This window comes from Acidobacteriota bacterium, from assembly GCA_016700075.1.
GTDB lineage: Bacteria > Acidobacteriota > Blastocatellia > Pyrinomonadales > Pyrinomonadaceae > OLB17.
Map to the genome: position 1 here is coordinate 3051669 of CP065000.1, position 17490 is coordinate 3069158.

A 17490-nucleotide genomic window follows, 5' to 3' on the forward strand; every position below is an offset into this window, starting at 1 on the left:
AGAAGAAAAAGAGCGTCGCGAAACATTTGCGACGCTCTTTTTTAATGTGATGACAGAAAAAGCGAACTACTACTTCTTCTTGCCTCCGACGATCGTCATCTCATCAACCACCCACTTCGCGTTGCCGAATTTCTCAGTAACGAAAAGCACATAGCGGATATCGACAGAGATCGTGCGGTTCTTTTCGGGGTCATAGTAGAAATCGTTGCCGAGTCCTTCATAGTTCCCGTCAAAGCAGACGCCGACAAGATGGCCGTTCGCGTCCAGGATCGGACTGCCGCTGTTTCCGCCGATGATGTCGGTGGTTGAGATGAAATTCACGACAACCGAATCACCGGTTCCGTATGCACCGAAATCGCGGGCATTGTGGAGCTGACGCAGTTTTTCAGGAACGTCCCACGGATTGATGCCCGTCTCCTTTTCGAACATTCCCTTCATTGTTGTCAGCGGCGAGCGGAATTCCGCCTCACGCGACTGATAGCCTTTCACATGGCCGTACGTGAAACGCAGCGTCGAGTTCGCGTCCGGGTAAACCGTGGCTACGCCTTTCATCTCCGTCAATGCCTGCATATAAAGCAGTCGCAGACGGTCGATCTGCGAAGCGAACTTCTGCGAACGGGCATTTACCGCATTTCTCTCGGCGATGATGCCTCGGACAAAATCCTTGATCTTCTCGCGTTCCGGATTGAAGTCCATCGTCTGCGGGCCGTAAAGCCCGGCGATGCGTTCCGGATTGGCGTAATAGCCGTTAGCGATCGAATTCGCGAATTCAGCCTCAGCATCGCGGCGGGCTTTGCCTTTGAGCGTGCCGAAAAGGTCCTCTGCGGCCTTGAACTTCTGACCCGCAGGCAGATTGTCGAATTCGCGGAAGAAGAACTTCAGCATCTCCAACTCGTGAGCGGCCTCACGGCCTTCGAAAGCCTTTTTGACCTCTTCAAGCTTTGCGGCACGCTTCTCGTTGTCAAGCACCTGATTGGCTGCAATACCCTGAAACACAAGTCCGAGAACCGTCATCGAGTTCGGGTCCGGAAATCGCCGGATAATAACGTCACGCATCTGAGCGGCGTTGGATTCTTCGGAAAGGGCTTTCAATTCAGAAAGCAGCGTCCCATATTTCTGCTGGCGAGCGGGATTTGCCGCGATCCACGCAGCAAGCTTTGCTTCCTCAGCTTCACGCATCTCAACGACACGCGAACGCTTCAGCCTCAAGTGGCCGCCGCCGAACGCCTTACGCGAATTGTCAAAACTCGCGATGTCGGACTGCAGAGCGATACGCTTTTCTTCGTCAGATTCGCCGACCTTGCGAAGGCTGTTGCCCAGAGCGTCAAGCCAGCGTTCGAGGAAAGGGAAGTTGGCGTCGCGGGCATACTTCATCGACCAGCTTTCGCGATAGCGAGTCGTCGAGCCGGGATAGCCGAGCACGAAAACGAAATCACCGTCCTTCACGCCCGCGATGCTCGTGGTGAGGTGTTTTTTCGGCTTGTACGGGACGTTGTTCACCGAATAGTCGGCGGAAGTGCCGTCCGGTGCAGTGTACGCACGCAGGAACGTGAAATCGCCGGTGTGACGCGTCCATTCGAAATTGTCAGGATCGCCGCCGAATACGCCGATGTTCCTGGGCGGTGCGTAAACGACGCGGATGTCCTTGATCTGCTTTGTCTGATAGAGGAAATAAAAGAAACCGCTGTTCAGCATTTGGATGCGGACATTCGAGCCGGCGGGAGCCTTTGCCTGCTCGGCTGCAAGCAGGTCGTCGGTGTTCTTTTTGAGTGCCGCGGCAAGAGCTTCGCCGCTCAGATTCGCGGTGCCCGCCTTGATCTTTGCCGTGACGTCCTCGCTGCGTTCGGTGATGAATATCGAATAGCCTTTCGCGGGTATCTCGCCCGCACGGCTGTCCGTGCGAAAGCCGTTTTCGACGAGGTCGTTCTCGGGCGTGGATGCCGAAACCAGAGCGTCAAAAGCACAGTGGTGATTTGTCAGTATCAGCCCTTGAGGCGAAACGAACTCAGCACTGCAGCCGATGCTGAGACGGATAACTGCATCCGTCAGGCCGCCGCCTGCGGGATTGTAAATATCTGTCGGTTTGATCTTCAGACCCTTGGCTTTGAGCGGCAGCGAGCCGATCTGTCCCGGGGCGAACATTCCTTCGTCGAACCGGGCGAAGACGGAAGAAATTGATGTTAAAGCGATCGCGAAAACGGCGAACGCTGTGATAAGGCGATTAGATCGATTATGCATATTTGTTAGACCTACAAGGAATTTTATTTGGAAGTGCAAATCACGATGATATCAGCAATGAGGTTCAAGAAAAAAACGAGCCGTTCAATAGAAGGCTCGTGTGCGAAAAAGGTTCGATGGTAAATTAATTTGCAACAATGGTCGTCTCGGGCGGCAGAAGCCGTCGCGGATCGGTCGGTCGGTCGTTTATTCGGAGTTCGTAATGCAGATGCGGTCCCGTAGAACGTCCCGTCGAGCCGATCTGTCCGATCTGTTGGCCGCGAGTGACGGTGTCGCCCACGGCGACCTCGATCTTGGAAAGATGCCCGTAACGCGTGACAACGCCATTGCCGTGGTCGATGTCGATGACATTACCGTAGCCGCCGCTATAGCCTGCCTTTACAACAGTTCCGCCGCCGGGAGCTAAGATCGGATCGCCTCGTTCGCCGTCAACGTCCAGCCCTGCGTGAAACTCATACGAGCGCCCGCCAAAAGGATTCCTGCGGAAACCGAACTCGTTGTTCACCTTTCCATTCGCAGGCCAGGCATTGGGAAGGAAAGCTTCTTCCAGCATTTCCGTTGCCTCGCGAATGCCAGCCTCGATATCAGACTCGTTATCGTTCGTATTCTCGTCAAACGGCCCGCCGCTGTTGATAGCAAGCTCGCCAACCTCGATCGCGGCCCCGACGGACTCTGTAGATTCCTTGCCGTTCATCAACGCTATTTGCATTGCCGCGGGGCCCTCGTTCACGACCTTCGCGAAAACAGGAATTGCCGCAGCCGTACCGAGAGCAAGTGCAGCGGAGGTGAATACCAACGATAAAATTATTCCAAAAGTGCCAAAATGGACGAGGCTCTTAGACACCTCGACCCGTTTAATAAATATTCTGTTCTTATTTTTGCGTGTTAAAAGAAAAGCGTATGCCTTGTCGTTCTTCTGCATTATGCTTTAAAGCTCCTAGCAATGATCTCACACCACAGTTCCAGCGCTGTGATGAGGGGAATCACGTATGGATAAGCCGCTAGCGACTAACGCGAAACCAACAGACAAGAGTTATAAATTTGTGAGAAAAAACTCTCGCCTAAGAGAAAAGAAAGTTCCCCTTCAGCTTCCGTTCATTCGATAATGCAAAATGAAGCGGATACTAAATAACACCATAAAACGGAGTTATTAGCAAACCGGCAAAGACCGGCGAATGTTTCACAAAAGAAATGTCTATTTAGATTTCCCGCTCTTTTCCTTCATTCCTTTCCATACCTGCATTGCTACGAATATGAAAAGCAAAAGGAATGCGAGGACGATGATCGCCTTGATAGCGAACGAAACGAGGCCGACGAACGAGATGAGAGCCTTTAGGAGGGCGATGAAAAGGGCGATCAGAACCAAGATACTGCCGCCGACTGATGCTGCGTTTAACATACTACTACTCCGATATTATACATCTTTCCAACTGCCGGAACGCGTGCGGTCGGCAAAACTTGCATGCGATACAGTCGGCTCATTGAATGGGGCCGCCCCGTAAGTGAGTCCGCCGGTGTTGCCGACATTGATAGGATCATTTTTTGCCGAAGGCTTGAAGATCAGCCCCTTCAAAACGTAAACTCCTAGGAATATCAACGCTACCGGCAAGATCCCGCGGATCAGGAACGACAGGTCGATCACCCGCTGCAGCAGGAACGCCGAGCCCAAAACTACCAAAGCACCGCCCCAGAGTTTCGGATTGCCGGAGAATCTTTTCACAAGGATGTCGTCCGCGACGTCCGGCGTCAGGCCCGAACGTATCATCTGTGCGGTTCGCCAGGCGTCAAGGGCGGCAAAGAACCACATCCCGATAAAGCCCAACACAAAGAGCGGCGTTCCGCTCGTTAAAACCGCCATCTGAAAGAGACCTACGAATACAGCAAAGTGGACGACGGCCTTGACCGTTTGCCCGTTGTAAGCCGCTCCGAGGCCGGGGCAAAGCATCGAAAGGAGCGTCGCGGCCGCGGGCGAGGTCTTCTTTGCGACGAACGGCGTGCTTTCCGAAGGCCTCTGCGAACGAAGCAGTTCAACTCCGGACACGATGCAGTCCTGGCAAAAAGGAAAGCCGCGGATCCTATGATCGCAAGCAGGGCAAAGCGGTGTGCCGCAGCAATTGCAGCTGACGGTCGCGGGATTGCTTGTGTGGTAGGTGCAATTCATTTATTTGTCGCCGTCGTTGCTGATAGTTGTCGTCCCTGAGATCGGCTCGCCGGACGGCGATGCAACTTGTGTGTTGCCGCCCCAGACATCCGCTGTTTGGGTAAAGGTCTGTTCCGCCAATTGAAAACTCTTTTGATAGACGCCCGCGATAGAGCCGTCAGCCGAGACGGTCTGGCTAAAAACCAAGAATGCGATCGCCATCAACATCGCTACCGGAGCGAGCTGGGGAATGCTGACGGGGAAACGCAGTCCGCGAACCCATTCAGCAGCTCTCGATCCCCACGAAGGCACGACCTCAGCCGCTTCTGCGGTTCCGATCGTCGCTTCTAAAATTCTGGAATGCAGCCCCGCAGGAACCTCAAGTTCCTCCGCCTTGAACGTGTAACACGCAGCGATCGAACGCACCACCGTGCCCGGCAGATCCTCGCAATTCGAGCACAATGCCGCGTGGCGTTCCCAGCGGTGAAATGCTGCTGCCGGCAGAAATCCGTCCAAATAATCCGTCAGATGACTCTCAAAATCATCGCAGCTCATTGCGGTCTTAGGCACTGTCATCGACAGGATGCGAGCTTCGAGGCGGGTCATCGGCATCGCAGGCACCGGCATGCTGCGGCATTCCTGCATTGCGTCCTTTACGTCATTGAGTAGAGAGTGGCAAAGCGGACAGCTCATAGCGTGAGACGCGATCTGACCATTAACTCCGGCGTCAAGCGTCCTGTCGAGATAATCGGTCAAAAGCTCCTCGAACTGCGAGCAATTAAAAATGTTTGCCTGCTCATTTATCATTACAAAACCCCTTGCCTATAAACTAACGACCCTCATCCTTTTCAATATTTTCGCCAATTCGATACGTCCGCGATTGATACGCGATTTCACCGTACCTTCCGGTATTTTCAGTACATCAACGATCTCTTGATAACTCAGTTCCTCAATATCGCGGAGTATCACACACGTTCTCAGATCGACCGGCAGCTTGTTGATGCCTTCCTGCACCTGATTTGCCAATTCTCTCCGCTCGATCTCTCGATGTGCTGTCGTTCCGGCGGATCGCAGGTGATACTCATGATCGTCAACGGCATCTGCCATTGAATTCTGCGGATTGCGCTGGCGGTGGCGGTAATCGTCGATTATCAAATTGCGTGCAAGCCGCATCAGCCAATTAGCCAGATCGCCCTGTTTTGCATCGTACTGTTCGAGTGACCTGTAAACGCGGATGAAGACGTCCTGTGTCAGGTCTTCGGCAGCTTCGACATTCGAGGTGAAACGGTAAGCGAGGTTGAATATTCGCCGCGAGAACGACGAGACAATGTCCTCCCACGCCGCGCCGTCACCTGCCCGTGCACGCCTGACGAGTTCCGCACCTTCTATTTCGGTCACAGCTCTTATGGCTTCCAAATCAGTTGATCTCCCGAAACGTTTTTTTGCCTGCAGCAAAAGCAACAAAGCACGAAACTTCGCCTTGTCAATAGCTTGTTACGAGAGCCAAATTACAAAAGTTCCGCCGTTTTTTCGGCATTTTCAAGTCATTTTCGGCCCGCACGGCTGATCGCGACGGGCGTCGGCATCAGTTCACAGCAGACCGAGGTCAGCTTCTCGCGGTCCGAAAGCATTTCCGCATCTGCCTCGAACGCCTTCAGGGCGGTCTCAACGATGGCAGCGGCTCCTTCATTTTCAGGTTTACGAAGGCTGTAATGCACCCATTTTCCTTCGCGGCGGCTATTTACAAGTCCCGCGCGCTTCAAGTAGGCGAGATGCCGCGAGATCTTAGGATTGTTCGTCCCCAGCGTCTCGGCAAAAAAACACACGCAAACCTCGCCGTCGCGCATCAGATTCAGAAGCCGAAGCCGCGTCCTGTCCGCCAGTGCGGCGAATATCTCATCCAGTTTAAAAACATTCTTTCCGGCCATTGCGAAAAAAATTATACCACAATATCATTTATGGCTTGACATAAATGTTATTCCGCATTATGCTCAGACTTACAATTACGGATATGCGTAATTGAGTTCTAAAAAGGAGACACTAAAATGACCGCAATAAATACCTTAAAAGCACATGTCGGAATCAACGTCAGCGACGTCCCTGCAAGCATCGAATTCTACAAGAAGATGTTCGGCATCGAACCGAGCAAGGTCCGCGAAGGCTACGCAAAGTTCGACGTACATCAGCCGCCGCTGAACTTCACGCTGAATCAGGTGAGCGTCGCCGGCAAAGGCGCCCTGTCGCACATGGGCATTCAGGTCGCCACGACCGAGGACGTGATCGCGATGCGCGAGACCTGGAAGGAACGCGGCCTCACGCCGGTTGATGAAATGCAGACGACGTGCTGCTATGCATTGCAGGATAAATCGTGGGTCCGCGATCCCGACGGAAACGAATGGGAAGTTTTCGCGGTGCTCGAAGACAACCTCGCCGTCGCGAAAAGTGAGGATTCGGCGTGCTGCGTCACGACACCGTCAGCGTCCGGACAGCCGGCGGCGGCATGCTGCTGATAGGAGGAGCGAAGATGAGTGATATGCTCTCAGGCCGAAGCTTCGGTGAAATGCTCATCGATCGGGCCTGTTCCGCCGCGATGGAATGCATCCGCGAGGGTGAGAACTTGTTCGAAAGGGAATGGGGCGTCGTTGTGTTCAGACGCGACCCGAAGACCGGCAAATACCGAAGCGAGGTTTATTGCTGTGACGAGGCCGCGGCATGACCGCCTTGAGAGACTATGCAGGCAACTGAATGCAAACCCGTCGGAAGGCTGTCTTTCCTCGACCGCTTTCTGACGCTTTGGATCCTCGCTGCGATGCTGTTGGGCGTCGCGGCGGGGTATTTTTATCCGGGCGTCGAGGGCGTCATCAATCGTTTCAACGTCGGCACAACGAACATCCCGATCGCGATCGGCCTGATACTGATGATGTACCCTCCGCTCGCAAAGGTGCGTTACGAAGAACTTGGGAAGGTTTTTCGAAACACAAAGATACTTGGCCTGTCGCTCGTACAGAATTGGGTCATCGGCCCGATATTGATGTTCGCCCTGGCGATCATTTTCCTGCGCGACCAGCCGGAATACATGGTCGGGCTGATCATGATCGGATTGGCACGCTGCATTGCGATGGTCATAGTCTGGAACGAACTGGCGAAAGGCGACAGCGAATACGTAGCAGGTCTGGTTGCTTTCAACAGTATTTTTCAGGTGCTCTTTTATAGCGTTTACGCGTGGGTTTTCATTACGGTATTGCCGCCGTATTTCGGCATGAAGGGCGTCGAGGTCGATATTTCGATATGGCAGATCGCTGAGAGCGTCCTGATCTATCTGGGCATTCCGTTCTTTGCGGGAATGGTAACTCGGCTTGTTTTCCTAAAGACAAAAGGCCGCGAATGGTACGAACGAGAGTTCATTCCGCGCATCAGCCCCATCACGCTGATCGCATTGCTGTTCACCATCGTCGTGATGTTCAGCCTGAAGGGCAATCTGATCGTCGAACTGCCGTTCGACGTCGTACGTATTGCGATACCGTTGCTTATCTATTTCGTGGTGATGTTCCTCATCAGCTTTTATATGGGGCACAAGGTCGGTGCGGATTACTCAAAAACCACGACTCTTTCGTTCACCGCGGCGAGCAATAATTTCGAACTCGCCATTGCTGTGGCGGTGGCAGTTTTCGGCATTAATTCAGGGGTCGCATTCGCCGCCGTGATCGGCCCGCTCGTCGAGGTTCCGGTGCTGATCGGGCTGGTCAACGTTGCACTTTATTTCCGGCGAAAATACTTTGGTGCCGAGTCAGAACCGCCTGCGTCAGCGGGCGGCATCGCATCGTGAAATGGTTACACAGGTTGGAGCTTATGGGCGATAAAACAAAGGTACTGATCCTCTGCACAGGAAACTCGGCGCGCAGTCAAATGGCAGAAGGGCTGTTGCGGTACATCGCCGGCAACAGGTTTGAGGTGGAAAGTGCCGGCACCGTAGCCAGTTTTGTCCGGCCACAAGCGATCGAAGCGATGCGGGAAATTGGGATCGATATTTCAGGGCATCGTTCGAAATGCCTCGACGAGTTTCTTGACACACCGTTCGATCACGTCATCACCGTCTGCGACAATGCGAATGAAACGTGTCCGATGTTTCCGGGAACCGCAAAACGCACGCATTGGAGTTTCGACGACCCCGCCGCGGCGACAGGAACTGACGAAGAAATACTCGCCAAATTTCGCCGCATTCGCGATGAGATAGCAGAAAAGCTGCGCCAATTTGCCGCGAGCGTATAGTTCGGACGCAGACGCGTTTAGAAAAAGCTTGCGAAATGCTGTATCGTCTTTACTCTGTGAAGTGAGGCGATGCGGTTCGTTCTGCACGCAATGAAATAGGTTTGCGCAAATACGTAAAATTCACACTCCTGCTGCTGTTCACAGCGTTTCTGTTTTGGTTCTTCGGCCGCGGCCTCGATTGGGCCGAGGTTCGCCAGAGCCTTCGCCGTGCCGATCTTTTTTATATAGGAGTGGCGACGGCGATCATTTGTCTCGGCTATTTGCTCCGCGCCATCCGATGGAAAGTGCTGCTGCAGCCGATCACCGATTCGAGCCTGCGTGAGCTGTTCGCAACAACGACGGTCGGTTTCACCGCGATCTTTTTGATCGGACGAATGGGCGAGATCGTGCGGCCGATGTGGCTGCCGATGCGGGACAGACGCGTTAGGCCAAGTGCGGCGGTGGTCACGCTGGGGCTTGAACGGATATTCGATTTTGCCGCGCTTGTCTTTTTGTTCTCCATAAATCTGCTTTGGTTCGTTCCGCAACCCGGCCGCGAAGAGGAATTTTTGTACGTAGAGGTCGCGGGAGCCGTAATGTTGGCCGGCGTGGTCGGCGGGTTCGTCGCACTTTTCATATTTCAGCGCATATCAGGCCGCGTCATTTCATGGTTCGAGCGCGTCTCGGACAGGCGTTGGGTCCCCGGCAGAATTAGGAAGATCTTTCTGAGCCTGCTGCGCCAGCTCGCATCTGCACTGGGAATTCTGCGCGACTGGCGCGAGTTCTTTTGGGTCACGTTCTGGACGCTTGCCCTTTGGTTCGCTATATCGATACCGACTTGGCTGGTGCTGCTCGCTTTCGATCTTCCGTTCACGTTCAGCGATTCGCTGTTCATTATGGGATTTGCTACGGTCAGCTCGGTCGTCCCGACGCCGGGCGGAGCCGCCGGAGCGTTTCATGCGGCGACCGGTGCGAGTCTTTTGTTTTTGAAGAATGACATTCCGACCGAAACCGCGGCAGCGGTCGCGCTGGTAATGCACCTTGTCTACTTCGCGCCGGCTATAGTTTTTGGGTTATATTATTTCTTCCACGGGGATATCAGCGTTGAACGTTTCCGCAGTCTGCTTTCCAGCGAGAACGCCGAACGCGAAATAGAGACGGATTCGCCGGATTTTGTTCCGGAAAATTAGGGTATTGATATTTGTTCTTTGGTCTTAGGCTTACTGACCGCCGACCACTGCTTATGCGTTGTCCTTTCTGTTCACATATCGAAGACAAGGTCGTTGATTCGCGCGAGGCGAAGGACGGCGGTTCTATCCGCCGCCGCCGCGAATGCCTCGGCTGCGGACGCCGCTTCACATCGTACGAACGCATCGACGAGATACCGTTCATGGTCATCAAAAAGGACGGGAAGCGCGAGCCTTTTGACCGCGACAAAGTGCTGGCCGGATTGCTCCGTGCATCAGAAAAACGCCCCATCTCGACCGGCCAGCTCGAAAAGATCTGCGACGAGGTCGAACGCAATGTGGTCGATTCACTCGACCGCGAATTGCCCACCACTGACATCGGAAAGATCATAATGCGCCGTCTCAAAACGCTGGACAAGGTCGCTTATGTTCGTTTTGCCTCGGTTTACCTTGAGTTTGCAGACGTATCCGAATTCATGAGCGAACTCAAAGCCCTCGTCGGTGCCCGCACCGCTGCCGCTGCCGAAAAAAAGAAGAAGAAAAAGTAGCAGGCGAGATTTTCGCTTCTTTGCCCTTTCCCGCCCTTTCCCATACCATAAAAGTTTATGGTCGAGATGGACGATTTTTCCGTAACACTCGCTGACAATGACGCGATCGAGCCGATGATGCAGATCCCTGAGGAACTGCCCGTTCTGCCTCTTCGCGATATCGTTATCTACCCATTTATGATCGTGCCGCTGTTCGTTTCGCGGGACAGGTCGATCGGTGCCGTCGAAAAGGCTCTCGGTCAGGACCGGATGATACTACTCGTATCGCAGCGTGACGTAAACAAGGAAGAGCCAGAGAAAAAGGACCTTTACGAGGTGGGCACGGTAGCTATAATCATGCGGATGCTCAAGCTGCCCGACGGACGTATCCGAATTCTCATTCAAGGGCTTTCACGCTGCCGAATCGATTCTGTCTCGACCGGCGGCGACCACATCCGAGCCAAAGTTACACCAATTTCGGAACCGCTCGCACCTGATAACACGCTTGAGGTGGAGGCGCTTATAAGGAACGTCCGCGGTGCAATGGATCGTGCCGCTTCGCTCGGGAAGAATATCTCGCCGGAAGTTCTCGCGATCATTGCTAACCTGGATGACGCGGGACGTGTTGCGGACCTGGCCGCGTCAAATCTGGAATTGAAGGTCGAAAGTGCTCAGAGCGTTCTGGACATCGAAGACCCGATCGCCCGGCTGCATAGGGTGAACGATCTGCTTAACAAGGAGATCGACGTTTTGACCGTCCAGCAGGAGATCAACACTCAGGCTCGGGCAGACATAGACCGGTCACAGCGTGAATATTTCCTCCGGCAGCAGCTTCGCGCCATACAGAACGAACTCGGCGAAGGAAATGAGCTTTCCGAAGAGATCGATCAGTACCGCGAAAAGATCGCAAAGGCCCGAATGCCCGAATCGGCAGAGCAGGAAGCACTGCGTCAGCTCAAAAAACTCGAGCGTATGCATCCCGATACTGCTGAGACCGCGACCTTACGAAATTGGCTCGACATCATGGCCGATCTGCCTTGGGATGAGGCAAGCGAGGACAATCTCGACCTCATGAAGGCACAGGAGATCCTTGACGAGGACCATTACGGGTTGGAAAGGGTCAAAGAACGTATTATCGAGGCACTCGCGGTCAGAAAACTCAGAAAGAAGCCGCGAGGATCGATACTTTGTCTGGTCGGCCCGCCGGGCGTGGGCAAAACGTCGCTGGGGCGTTCTGTCGCGAGGGCACTCGACCGGAAGTTTGTCCGTTTGAGCCTGGGCGGACTGCATGATGAAGCCGAAATACGCGGCCATCGGCGTACATACGTCGGTGCGATGCCCGGACGCATCATTCAGGCGGTTCAGCAGGCAGGTACGAATAATCCCTTGATAATGCTCGACGAGATCGACAAGGTCGGAGCGGATTTTCGAGGCGACCCGTCGAGCGCCCTGCTGGAAGTGCTCGATCCCGAACAGAATTTCGCCTTTCGCGACAATTACCTCGGCGTGACGTTCGATCTGTCGAATGTGATGTTCATGACGACCGCGAATATGCTAGACACCATTCAGCCCGCACTTCGCGACCGAATGGAGATCATCACTCTTTCCGGATATACGGAAGAAGAAAAGGTCCAGATCGCCCGGCGTCATCTGATACCGAAGCAGATCGAGGAAAACGGCCTCAGAAAGCGTGATATCCGATTCGACCAGAAGGCGATCGCCCGTATCGTCAGCGAATATACACGCGAGGCAGGACTGCGTCATTTGGAACGCGAGATCGGCAAGGTCTGCCGCAAGGTCGCACGCGAACGTGCAGAACTTGAGGAAAAGTTCAAACCCGTCAGAATATCCGTTGAAAATCTCAAGAAATACCTGCGTACGCCAAAGGTCTTCAACGAAGAGGCCTTGAAAAAGGACGAGATCGGCACCGCGACGGGACTCGCGTGGACCGCCGTCGGCGGCGACATACTGTTCATCGAAGCGATCCGCACAAAAGGTAAGGGCAAGCTTACACTGACCGGCCAGCTTGGCGAGGTGATGCAGGAATCAGCTCAGGCAGCCTTTTCATATGCGAAGGCACGTGCGGAATCGCTGGGTATCGACCCTGAGGTTTTTGAGACGACGGACATTCATATTCACCTTCCCGAAGGTGCTATTCCAAAAGACGGGCCGAGTGCCGGTATCACGATGGCGACCGCTTTGGTATCTGTGTTGTCGCAAAAGCCTGTTCGAAAGGACGTGGCGATGACCGGCGAGATCACACTTCGAGGGAATGTCCTGCCAGTCGGCGGCATCAAGGAAAAGCTGCTTGCTGCGAGGCGTGCAAAGATCAAAACCGTGATATTGCCCGAGCCTAACAGACGCGATCTGGACGACCTTCCGCAGGAAGTTCGCGACGATTTGAACTTTATTTTTGTGGACAACGTGGTCCGGGTCTTTGAAACGGCTTTGTTAAGCAGCAAAAGACCGTCCGAAAGGGCAAAAGCGTCCAAAAAATAAGGGGTTACGGATTTCGCGTTGAGTTCAAGTTTTGACTTGGTATAGAAGAAAGTGCTAACTTTTAGAAATATAGGAGCGGCATGCGTTCGTTTTTTGCAACAAAAACAATGCATGCTCGTTGAAATATAACGGCATCCAACTTACTCATCGGGATGCCGGGCATATAGTTGCGTCGGCCCAATTGACGTCAAATAATGATAAAAAGCTTTTTTAAGACAAGTCTTACATTTCTCTCCGTTTACTGTATTTTGAGCGTTTCGCTCTTCGCACAGGTGACCGGCGAAACCCGCACAAATGAGGTGCGAAATGCGGAAAGCAACATCCGCAAGCTCTTGGAAGATGCGGGACGTTCCTTCAACGAAGGTATGCTCGCATATGAGGACGGCAACTTTGCAGAGGCAGGTGCGAAGTTCAACAAGTCGGTTGAAACATTCCTTTACTCTACAATAAATATTCAAAAAGAGGCTCGCCTGCAGGGCTGCTACAACCAACTGATCGAGACCGTTTACCTAATCGAATTTCCGTCTGAAACCAAACTTCCTCAGATCCGCAACCTTGTTGCGACATGCGGTTGGAATATTAGCAATGAAAAGGCCGACCGTCTGGTCAGCCTTGTTCGTTCGGCTCTTTCCAAGACGCCGAATACAGCGGTTGCAGCTAACGGCACAGCCGTTCCTCGCGATCTGCAGGCACGGGTCGGATTCAACACACAGGAATTTGAACCCTCGCCTTTGGATGAGCTCTCGAAACTTCAGCTGACGCCTGAAGAATTGGACGTTAACAACCCTGTTGCCCAGCAGCAGTATGTTTACATCCAGCAGGCCGTTGCTAACCGTTCACTCGGCTTCTCCTTTCAGGTCCACCCGATGATCCAGCAGTACATCAACTACTATCAGGGCCGGGGCCGCAAAACGATGGAAGTCGGGCTGTACCGTTCGGGGATGTTCATGCGTATGGCACGCAGGATCTTTCGCGAAGAGGGTGTTCCTGAGAACGTCGCATGGCTCGGACAGGTTGAAAGTGCTTGGAAGCCGAGCGCGATGTCGCACATGGCGGCTTCGGGGCTGTGGCAGTTCATCCCCGGAACCGGAGCTCGCTACGGTCTTCGCAGGACCGCATATGTTGACGAACGCAACAGCTTTGAAGAGGCAACTCGAGCTTCGGCACGTTATCTTAAATTTCTCGCGAACCGCTACGGCGGCAATTGGGAACTCGCCATGGCAGGTTACAACTGCGGCGAAGGAAACGTTGACCGAGCGATCAGACGGGCAGGCGTAGCTAACTTCTGGGCGGCATATCCTTTTCTGCCGCAGGAAACCCGCAACTACGTTCCGAATATCCTCGCCACGATCCTGATCGCGAATAATCCGCAGCAGTACGGCTTTGGACATATTCGTCCCGCGGCTCCGCTTGTTTATGACCGCGTTCGCGTTCCGCCTTCTACTAACCTCGCGATCATTGCGCAGGCGTCCGACACCACCGTTCAGTATCTTCGATATCTGAATCCGCATCTGCGGACCAATCAGACGCCGCCTGAGCCCTATGTGATCAATGTGCCGCTGAACAAAGGCAACGAGGTCGTAGCGGTTTTCCGCAGAATGCCGGCGACGAACATTAATAACAATAACCTTGCGAATGCCGCTTCAGGCGAAACTTGGCAGACCATTTCCAACAAGACGGGTGTTCCCGTTGCCGAGTTGATGGCAGCCAATCCCGGAATGAGGACGCCGCAGGGCAAGGTATTCGTTCCGGTCCGCGGAAATAACGTCGCAGCGACCAGCTTCACGCGTCCCACCAATGCCCCGGCTCCTGCTGCGGCACCGGGCGTTAGGACCGTCAAAGCAAGGGCGGGCGACACCGTTCGTAAGGTTGCCGAACGCAACGGCGTTGATGCGACCGAGCTTGCGAAATTCAACGGCCTGCTGCCCAACTCCGTGCTTCCGGCCGGACGCGAGATCAAAATACCTGCTAAATGATCAGGCGAATAATTGAGCAATTTTGGCCGATGCCTCTGCATCGGCCTTTTTGTTTGATTTGACGGAATATTGAAATGTAACTATACTTGTTACAGATGGCCGCAAACAGTCAATTTTCTATGGCTTTGCATGTTCTCGCGTATCTTGCGATGACGGGCGACGAGAACGTCAAGTCCGATTGTATCGCGGCGAGCGTCAATACGAATGCCGTTGTCATACGGCGTTTGCTTGGACAGCTTCGTGAGGCAGGTCTGGTTCGGTCGCAAACAGGAGCTGCAGGCGGTACTCGGCTTTCGCGGCCTCCACAGGAGCTGCAGCTTTGCGATATATACAAGGCAGTCTGCGACGGAAAGGTGTTTGCCCTGCACGCACGAACGCCGAATCCCGATTGTCCCATCGGGCGAAATATTGAGTCGGTGCTTTCCGAACTGCAGTCTGCGATCGACAGGTCGGTCGTCGAGCGGCTCGGCGAATATTCGCTTGCTGATATTCTGACAATGGTCGAGCACAACAGTTTTAAGGACGCTTGGTCGGTGTAAGTAACTATGTGGGCTTACGAATTACAGAAATTCGGGATCGACGGCCTCCGAAAGACGGAGCAGCCCGATCCTGTGCCCGGTGCGGGCGAGGTCGTCGTCAAGCTCCACGCCACGTCGCTGAATTTTCGAGACCTTATGGTCGTTGAGGGAACTTATAACCCTCGGATGAAACTTCCCGCGATTCCGTTTTCGGACGGTGCCGGCGAGGTCGTATCGGTCGGGGAAAAAGTGTCCAAATGGCAGACGGGCGACCGCGTGATGCCGATCTTCGCTCAGCTTTGGATGGACGGCGACCCAAATGCGGAAATACGCAGGTCGTCGCTCGGTGCCGGCAGTCCTTGGGACGGTACGCTGCGCGAATATGCGGTTTTTAACGAGAACGGACTTGTAGCGATCCCATCATTTCTGGATTACGGCAAGGCTGCAACGCTTCCGTGTGCTGCATTGACGGCGTGGAATGCATTGGTAGTTTCCGGCGGCATCAAACCCGGCGATACTGTAGTTACGCTCGGGACCGGAGGTGTTTCGATCTTCGCTCTGCAGTTTGCGAAATTGGCGGGAGCCAGGGTTATCGCGACGTCAAGCAGCGATCAAAAGCTCGCAAGGCTAAGTGCGGTGGGGGCCGACGAGACAATAAACTATCGTGAAAGCGAGGACTGGGACAAAGCGGTACTTGAGTTCACAGCGGGCCGCGGTGCTGACCACGTTGTTGAGGTCGGCGGTGCTAACACGCTGCCGCGGTCGATCAACGCGACCCGTTTTGGCGGACATATCGCGATGATAGGTGCGTTGACCGGTGCCGCATCGTTCAACCCTACATCGGTTTTCATGAAAGCAGTGCGGGTTCAGGGAATTTACGTCGGCAACCGAAGGATGTTTGAAGAAATGGTACAGGCGGCCGCCGTCAATCAGTTGGATCCCATCGTTGATTCGGTGTTTTCGATCGACGAAGTCGCGGCCGCACTGAACCATATGAAACAGGGAAGCCATTTCGGAAAGATCGTCATTGACTACAGCAAAGGAGGGCTGCAGTGAAATTAGGATTTATAGGTTCTGGGCCGGTCTCGCAGGTGCTTGGAAAAGCATATGCGGAGCGTGGGCATGAGGTAATGCTGAGTTCGCGGGACATCAGCAAACTCGCGGCATGGTCCGAAGAGGCAGGCAAGAATGCCCATGTCGGCACTTTCGCCGAGGCTGCGGCTTTCGGCGAGATCATTTTCCTCTCCGTCCGCAACGATGTGGTATTCGATGCGATCGGCATGGCGGGCGGCGGCAGTTTATCGGGTAAGACCGTTGTTGATCTTACGAATCCGATGGATTTTTCCGGAGGGATGCCGCCGAAGTTCACTGCCGAGGTCGGCGGATCGCTGGGCGAGCGGATTCAGCGGGCATTGCCCGATTCTGATGTCGTCAAAGCATTCAATACCATCGGCATTGCCGTGATGACAGATCCTATGTTTGACGGGCAGGCGGCCACACATTTCATAGCGGGGAACAGTGAAACTGCGAAATCAGCAGTGGCTGATCTGATATCGGAATTTGGTTGGGACGTCGTTGACGTAGGCGGTATCGAGCAGTCCTTCTACTTAGAAGCACTCGCGATGCTGTGGGTCAATTACGCGTTGAAAGAGGGAAGTTGGAGCCAGGCGTTCAAGCTGCTGCGGCGATAGCGGCGACGCCGTGATTTGAAATTTTGCGCGAGATTTCGTTTATTTTATTAAGACAGTTAAATTTTTAGGAGAAAAAATGGCACATTTTACAAAAGAGGCAAACGAGAATAACTTTCAGGCAGATGTCCTGAATTCGGACAAGCCGGTCCTGGTGGATTTTTGGGCAGAATGGTGCGGTCCTTGCCGCATGATCGCCCCGACCCTTGAGGAGTTGGCCGAAAAGTATCAGGGCAAGGCAGACGTTTACAAAATGAACGTCGATGAGAATCCCGTCACGCCGAACAATTTCGGCGTTCGGGCGATCCCGACGCTCATACTGTTCAAAGGCGGCCAGGAACAGGAACGAGTTGTTGGCATGGTCAGCCTCGACGGCCTCTCGAAGCTCGTCGAAAAGTACGCATAAGGCGGAGCAGCGAAAATAAAAAAGGCAGGGCTTTATCGGCCCTGCCTTTTCTTGTTTCTGACG

At 53.8% G+C, this 17490-nt stretch carries 19 protein-coding genes; 12 read left to right on the forward strand and 7 right to left on the reverse strand.

The features are described 5' to 3' along the window. Positions 1-69: 69 nt before the first annotated feature. From IPM50_13810 to IPM50_13840, 7 genes are all read right to left on the reverse strand, one after another. Positions 70-2238 (reverse strand): S46 family peptidase, encoded by a 2169-nt coding sequence (locus IPM50_13810; GenBank protein QQS32715.1) that lies wholly within the window; start codon positions 2236-2238, stop codon positions 70-72. A gap of 124 nt (positions 2239-2362) precedes the next feature. Next, positions 2363-3160, reverse strand: a complete 798-nt coding sequence (locus tag IPM50_13815; GenBank protein ID QQS32716.1) for a M23 family metallopeptidase — start codon at positions 3158-3160, stop codon at positions 2363-2365. Between the two features lie 273 nt (positions 3161-3433). Next, on the reverse strand, positions 3434-3637 hold the full coding sequence (locus tag IPM50_13820) for a hypothetical protein (GenBank protein QQS32717.1): 204 nt from the start codon (positions 3635-3637) through the stop codon (positions 3434-3436). Between the two features lie 15 nt (positions 3638-3652). Next, positions 3653-4279, reverse strand: a complete 627-nt coding sequence (locus IPM50_13825) for a hypothetical protein (protein QQS32718.1) — start codon at positions 4277-4279, stop codon at positions 3653-3655. A 120-nt stretch (positions 4280-4399) separates the two neighbouring features. Further along, a complete protein-coding gene (locus IPM50_13830; protein ID QQS32719.1) occupies positions 4400-5185 on the reverse strand; it encodes a zf-HC2 domain-containing protein in 786 nt (261 codons plus the stop codon). A 15-nt stretch (positions 5186-5200) separates the two neighbouring features. Then, positions 5201-5794, reverse strand: coding sequence for a sigma-70 family RNA polymerase sigma factor (locus IPM50_13835; protein ID QQS32720.1), 594 nt, complete (start codon positions 5792-5794; stop codon positions 5201-5203). Positions 5795-5922: 128 nt separating this feature from the next. Further along, the gene (locus tag IPM50_13840; protein QQS32721.1) at positions 5923-6306 is read right to left on the reverse strand and encodes a metalloregulator ArsR/SmtB family transcription factor; all 384 of its coding nucleotides are present in this window, start codon (positions 6304-6306) and stop codon (positions 5923-5925) included. A gap of 117 nt (positions 6307-6423) precedes the next feature. Here IPM50_13840 and IPM50_13845 point away from each other — a divergent pair, with 117 nt between their 5' ends. The 12 genes from IPM50_13845 (at position 6424) to trxA (ending at position 17427) form a co-directional block, all read left to right on the forward strand. Continuing rightward, complete coding sequence (locus tag IPM50_13845) at positions 6424-6888, forward strand: VOC family protein (protein ID QQS32722.1); 465 nt, start codon at positions 6424-6426, stop codon at positions 6886-6888. Between the two features lie 14 nt (positions 6889-6902). Then, complete coding sequence (locus tag IPM50_13850) at positions 6903-7094, forward strand: hypothetical protein (protein ID QQS32723.1); 192 nt, start codon at positions 6903-6905, stop codon at positions 7092-7094. Positions 7095-7109: 15 nt separating this feature from the next. Next, on the forward strand, positions 7110-8204 hold the full coding sequence (arsB, locus tag IPM50_13855; GenBank protein QQS32724.1) for an ACR3 family arsenite efflux transporter: 1095 nt from the start codon (positions 7110-7112) through the stop codon (positions 8202-8204). A 23-nt stretch (positions 8205-8227) separates the two neighbouring features. After that, a complete protein-coding gene (locus tag IPM50_13860; GenBank protein QQS32725.1) occupies positions 8228-8647 on the forward strand; it encodes an arsenate reductase ArsC in 420 nt (139 codons plus the stop codon). A gap of 101 nt (positions 8648-8748) precedes the next feature. After that, positions 8749-9816: a flippase-like domain-containing protein gene (locus IPM50_13865; protein ID QQS32726.1), complete on the forward strand. Its 1068-nt coding sequence runs from the start codon at positions 8749-8751 to the stop codon at positions 9814-9816. Positions 9817-9869: 53 nt separating this feature from the next. Beyond that, positions 9870-10361, forward strand: a complete 492-nt coding sequence (nrdR, locus tag IPM50_13870; GenBank protein ID QQS32727.1) for a transcriptional repressor NrdR — start codon at positions 9870-9872, stop codon at positions 10359-10361. Between the two features lie 114 nt (positions 10362-10475). Beyond that, positions 10476-12839, forward strand: a complete 2364-nt coding sequence (lon, locus tag IPM50_13875; protein ID QQS34533.1) for an endopeptidase La — start codon at positions 10476-10478, stop codon at positions 12837-12839. Between the two features lie 194 nt (positions 12840-13033). Continuing rightward, positions 13034-14815: a transglycosylase SLT domain-containing protein gene (locus IPM50_13880; protein QQS32728.1), complete on the forward strand. Its 1782-nt coding sequence runs from the start codon at positions 13034-13036 to the stop codon at positions 14813-14815. A gap of 119 nt (positions 14816-14934) precedes the next feature. Further along, entirely contained in the window at positions 14935-15354 is a 420-nt protein-coding gene (locus IPM50_13885) for an Rrf2 family transcriptional regulator (protein QQS32729.1), read from the forward strand. Positions 15355-15360: 6 nt separating this feature from the next. Beyond that, complete coding sequence (locus IPM50_13890) at positions 15361-16389, forward strand: NAD(P)-dependent alcohol dehydrogenase (protein QQS32730.1); 1029 nt, start codon at positions 15361-15363, stop codon at positions 16387-16389. Continuing rightward, on the forward strand, positions 16386-17024 hold the full coding sequence (locus tag IPM50_13895; GenBank protein ID QQS32731.1) for an NAD(P)-binding domain-containing protein: 639 nt from the start codon (positions 16386-16388) through the stop codon (positions 17022-17024). Before IPM50_13890 ends, IPM50_13895 begins: the two co-directional genes overlap by 4 nt. 76 nt (positions 17025-17100) lie before the next feature. Next, positions 17101-17427 (forward strand): thioredoxin, encoded by a 327-nt coding sequence (trxA, locus tag IPM50_13900; GenBank protein ID QQS32732.1) that lies wholly within the window; start codon positions 17101-17103, stop codon positions 17425-17427. The last annotated feature ends 63 nt before the right edge of the window (positions 17428-17490 follow it).

What these genes read in the sequence shown, in the direction of transcription:
- IPM50_13810 (QQS32715.1), bottom strand. Translation starts at nt 2,238, where the DNA reads ATGCATAATCGATCTAATCGCCTTATCACAGCGTTCGCCGTTTTCGCG.
- IPM50_13815 (QQS32716.1), bottom strand. Translation starts at nt 3,160, where the DNA reads ATGCAGAAGAACGACAAGGCATACGCTTTTCTTTTAACACGCAAAAAT.
- IPM50_13820 (QQS32717.1), bottom strand. Translation starts at nt 3,637, where the DNA reads ATGTTAAACGCAGCATCAGTCGGCGGCAGTATCTTGGTTCTGATCGCC.
- IPM50_13830 (QQS32719.1), bottom strand. Translation starts at nt 5,185, where the DNA reads ATGATAAATGAGCAGGCAAACATTTTTAATTGCTCGCAGTTCGAGGAG.
- IPM50_13840 (QQS32721.1), bottom strand. Translation starts at nt 6,306, where the DNA reads ATGGCCGGAAAGAATGTTTTTAAACTGGATGAGATATTCGCCGCACTG.
- IPM50_13845 (QQS32722.1), top strand. Translation starts at nt 6,424, where the DNA reads ATGACCGCAATAAATACCTTAAAAGCACATGTCGGAATCAACGTCAGC.
- IPM50_13850 (QQS32723.1), top strand. Translation starts at nt 6,903, where the DNA reads ATGAGTGATATGCTCTCAGGCCGAAGCTTCGGTGAAATGCTCATCGAT.
- arsB (QQS32724.1), top strand. Translation starts at nt 7,110, where the DNA reads ATGCAGGCAACTGAATGCAAACCCGTCGGAAGGCTGTCTTTCCTCGAC.
- IPM50_13860 (QQS32725.1), top strand. Translation starts at nt 8,228, where the DNA reads ATGGGCGATAAAACAAAGGTACTGATCCTCTGCACAGGAAACTCGGCG.
- nrdR (QQS32727.1), top strand. Translation starts at nt 9,870, where the DNA reads ATGCGTTGTCCTTTCTGTTCACATATCGAAGACAAGGTCGTTGATTCG.
- lon (QQS34533.1), top strand. Translation starts at nt 10,476, where the DNA reads ATGATGCAGATCCCTGAGGAACTGCCCGTTCTGCCTCTTCGCGATATC.
- IPM50_13880 (QQS32728.1), top strand. Translation starts at nt 13,034, where the DNA reads ATGATAAAAAGCTTTTTTAAGACAAGTCTTACATTTCTCTCCGTTTAC.
- IPM50_13885 (QQS32729.1), top strand. Translation starts at nt 14,935, where the DNA reads ATGGCTTTGCATGTTCTCGCGTATCTTGCGATGACGGGCGACGAGAAC.
- IPM50_13890 (QQS32730.1), top strand. Translation starts at nt 15,361, where the DNA reads ATGTGGGCTTACGAATTACAGAAATTCGGGATCGACGGCCTCCGAAAG.
- trxA (QQS32732.1), top strand. Translation starts at nt 17,101, where the DNA reads ATGGCACATTTTACAAAAGAGGCAAACGAGAATAACTTTCAGGCAGAT.